Genomic DNA, 2,912 nt, shown 5'->3' with positions numbered 1-2,912 from the left:
TGATAAAGCCCTGTAACTTCATCTAGAATGTTCAGTTAAAGAGCCAGTTTGCAGAGGGTTTTAACAGGTTTTTTAGAGTTATTACTTAAATAGAGATTTTGAAGTCTTTTGGTGAATATTAAATGTTAATCTAAAAGATGGAGGTTGTTGTGATGTTGAAACTGTTTCAATATAATTGGCAAGTTCGTGATGATTGGTTTACATTGTGCGAAGACATACCGGATGAAGAACTATTAAAGAAACGGTTCGGTGGGTTCGGCAGTATCCTACATACCTTATTTCACATTGTAGATGTGGAATATATTTGGATCTTAGGTTTGCGAGGTGAACCAGTGCTTGAGGAGCCGTTGTTTGAAGAATATGCCAGCTTGCAAAAAGTGAAAAATCTTTCAGCTCAATACCATGAGAAAGTGAAGCAATTTGTGACATCTTGGACAAATGAAATGGATTCTCGGAAACTTTCAGAAACTGATTTCAATGAAGAACCGATTAGCTCTAGAGACGCACCAATTAGGCGCCGAGTCATTGAATGTACACACGGAGAGATAATACGTCATGTCATTGTCCATGAAATCCACCATATCGGCCAGTTATCTATATGGGCACGTGAAATAGGAAAGGAGCCTGTTTCCGCAAATCTGAGAGGAAGAGGGCTATTCGATAATTAGACTGCCTTTGCCAATTTCGCAGTTAATAACGTAGTGCAAGTTCCATCTTTATTTTAACGAAAAGATAACCTTTGACCACCTAAAATATTTTAGATGGTCTTTTTTTGTGAAAACGATGAAAAATATAGAAGAAACTGCAATTATTTATAAAAAAATACGCTTTAAATATTGTCATATTTGCTTCTTTAAGATATCCTTTTCATGAAGAGGTGGAAAACATGGAAAAAGTACTAGTTTTCGGGCATAAAAACCCAGATACAGATGCAATTTGTTCTGCGATTGCTTATGCAGAATTGAAAAAAGAATTAGGAATGAATGCTGAGCCTGTACGTTTAGGCGAAATCAGCGGTGAAACTCAATTTGCGTTAGACTCTTTTAAAGTAGAAGGACCGCGTTTTGTTGAGACAGTAGCAAACGAAGTGGACAACGTTATTTTAGTTGACCATAACGAACGCCAACAAAGTGCTAACGATATCGAATCTGTTCGTGTGTTAGAAGTTATTGACCATCACCGTATTGCTAACTTTGAGACAAGCGATCCTATATACTACCGTTGTGAGCCAGTTGGTTGTACAGCTACAATCTTAAACAAAATGTACAAAGAAAATGGTGTTGCAATTCGTAAAGAAGTTGCAGGTTTAATGTTATCTGCAATTATTTCAGATTCTTTACTATTCAAATCTCCAACTTGCACAGAACAAGACGTAGCAGCAGCTCGTGAATTAGCGGAAATCGCTGGTGTAGATGCAGATAGCTACGGCTTAGAAATGTTAAAAGCTGGTGCTGACTTAAGCGGAAAAACAATGGAGCAATTAATCTCTCTTGACGCTAAAGAATTCCAAATGGGTAACGCGAAAGTTGAAATCGCACAAGTAAACGCTGTTGATACAAACGACGTTCTTGTACACCAAGCGGAACTTGAAAAAGTTATTTCTGCAGTAGTAGAAGAAAAAGGTTTAGACCTATTCTTATTCGTTGTAACTGACATCTTAACTAACGATTCTGTTGGCCTTGCGATCGGTAAAGCAACAGACGTTGTTGAGAAAGCATACAACGTAACATTACAAAATAACACAGCTACTTTAAAAGGTGTTGTATCTCGTAAAAAACAAATCGTTCCTGTATTAACAGAAACATTCCAAGCTTAATATTATTGAGTATGGATAAACAGAAAGGACAAGTAGCCGGAGTGGCTGCTTGTCTTTTTTTATTATAAAATTACAGATGGGAAATAAAAAAGGATAGCAATAGCTATCCTACTTATCGTTTATTCATAAGATCGTTTCTTATTTATATAAAATGTAATAATAGCAGCAATAATGAAAATAGGTATTGCGTACGCTTGCCCAACAAAGAATTTCCAACCTACAGTATTATAGCCGTCAGATGCTGGAATGATAATCGCGATGATACAAACAATAATATAAGCTAATAATGCTGGGAGTATATTTTTCATAGTTGTTCACCTCCTTTTTATAATACATTTATATATTGTACTATTGAATAGCGATTGGGAGATTAAGTGTACTTGATTTTACGAAATCTTTACAAATTCACTAAAGGATGAGGTGTATGCATGCTGTATGAAAGTGACTTTAGTACGGTGTGTTTATGTAATAATACATATGCTTAATAGACTGTTCTAAAAGAAATTAAACCAAATATAGAAGATAATGTAATTTTATCTTTCAAGATTAGTATATAGTATTCTGTAAAAAAATGTACTAAAAAATTGATATTTCATAAGAAATATAGAAGCGGGGTAAGAAATAACGATGAAAAGGTTATGCATAATTCCATGCGGAAAGAAGAAGATTTGGGATAAGTACCCATATTCTGGAGAGGCAGAGGCAAAAGATGTATATATTAGTCCATTCGGAAAAGCATGTCAGGCGTATGCAACTGAGTTTTTCGAGAGCTGGGTTATATTATCAGCAAAGCATGGATTTTTAAGACCAAATGATATTGTAAAGGAAAACTATGATCTTGCATTTGATTCAAAGAGTAATGAGATTATTAGTATAGAACAATTACAAAAACAGATGATTGAAAAAGACTTACTTCAGTTTGATGAAATTGTCTTACTTGCAGGCAAGAAACATAAAAAAGTAGTGACGAAGTTATATCCAGAAGAAATCATTACATATCCGTTAGAGGGATGTAGAGGGATTGGATATATGTTGCAGAGGTTGAAGTGGGCTGTGGAGGAAGGAAAGGAAATATAATTAGTAAACTATTTATTGC

4 protein-coding genes are annotated in these 2,912 nt (G+C 35.0%); 3 read left to right on the top strand and 1 reads right to left on the bottom strand.

From position 1 onward, the window contains the following. The first annotated feature begins 152 nt into the window (after positions 1 to 152). Both AB3X48_RS20460 and ppaC read left to right on the top strand, forming a co-directional pair. Positions 153 to 668: a DinB family protein gene (locus tag AB3X48_RS20460; RefSeq protein WP_016105091.1), complete on the top strand. Its 516-nt coding sequence runs from the start codon at positions 153 to 155 to the stop codon at positions 666 to 668. Positions 669 to 886: 218 nt separating this feature from the next. Continuing rightward, positions 887 to 1,816: a manganese-dependent inorganic pyrophosphatase gene (ppaC, locus tag AB3X48_RS20455; RefSeq protein WP_002110312.1), complete on the top strand. Its 930-nt coding sequence runs from the start codon at positions 887 to 889 to the stop codon at positions 1,814 to 1,816. A gap of 119 nt (positions 1,817 to 1,935) precedes the next feature. Here ppaC and AB3X48_RS20450 read toward each other — a convergent pair whose 3' ends face one another. After that, a complete protein-coding gene (locus AB3X48_RS20450) occupies positions 1,936 to 2,124 on the bottom strand; it encodes a DUF4017 family protein (protein WP_000789863.1) in 189 nt (62 codons plus the stop codon). 319 nt (positions 2,125 to 2,443) lie between these two features. On the opposite strand from AB3X48_RS20450, the gene AB3X48_RS20445 reads away from it, so the two are divergent. Continuing rightward, complete coding sequence (locus AB3X48_RS20445) at positions 2,444 to 2,893, top strand: DUF6884 domain-containing protein (protein ID WP_016105090.1); 450 nt, start codon at positions 2,444 to 2,446, stop codon at positions 2,891 to 2,893. Positions 2,894 to 2,912 lie beyond the last annotated feature (19 nt).

Source organism: Bacillus sp. S4 (assembly GCF_040838205.1).
GTDB classification, from domain to species: domain Bacteria; phylum Bacillota; class Bacilli; order Bacillales; family Bacillaceae_G; genus Bacillus_A; species Bacillus_A cereus_U.
The sequence above is the reverse complement of the archived record's forward strand: the minus strand, read 5'-3'. Positions and strand labels throughout refer to the sequence as shown.

Excerpts from the sequence above, each read along its gene's own strand:
- AB3X48_RS20460 (WP_016105091.1), top strand. The coding sequence starts at position 153 with ATGTTGAAACTGTTTCAATATAATTGGCAAGTTCGTGATGATTGGTTT.
- ppaC (WP_002110312.1), top strand. The coding sequence starts at position 887 with ATGGAAAAAGTACTAGTTTTCGGGCATAAAAACCCAGATACAGATGCA.
- AB3X48_RS20450 (WP_000789863.1), bottom strand. The coding sequence starts at position 2,124 with ATGAAAAATATACTCCCAGCATTATTAGCTTATATTATTGTTTGTATC.
- AB3X48_RS20445 (WP_016105090.1), top strand. The coding sequence starts at position 2,444 with ATGAAAAGGTTATGCATAATTCCATGCGGAAAGAAGAAGATTTGGGAT.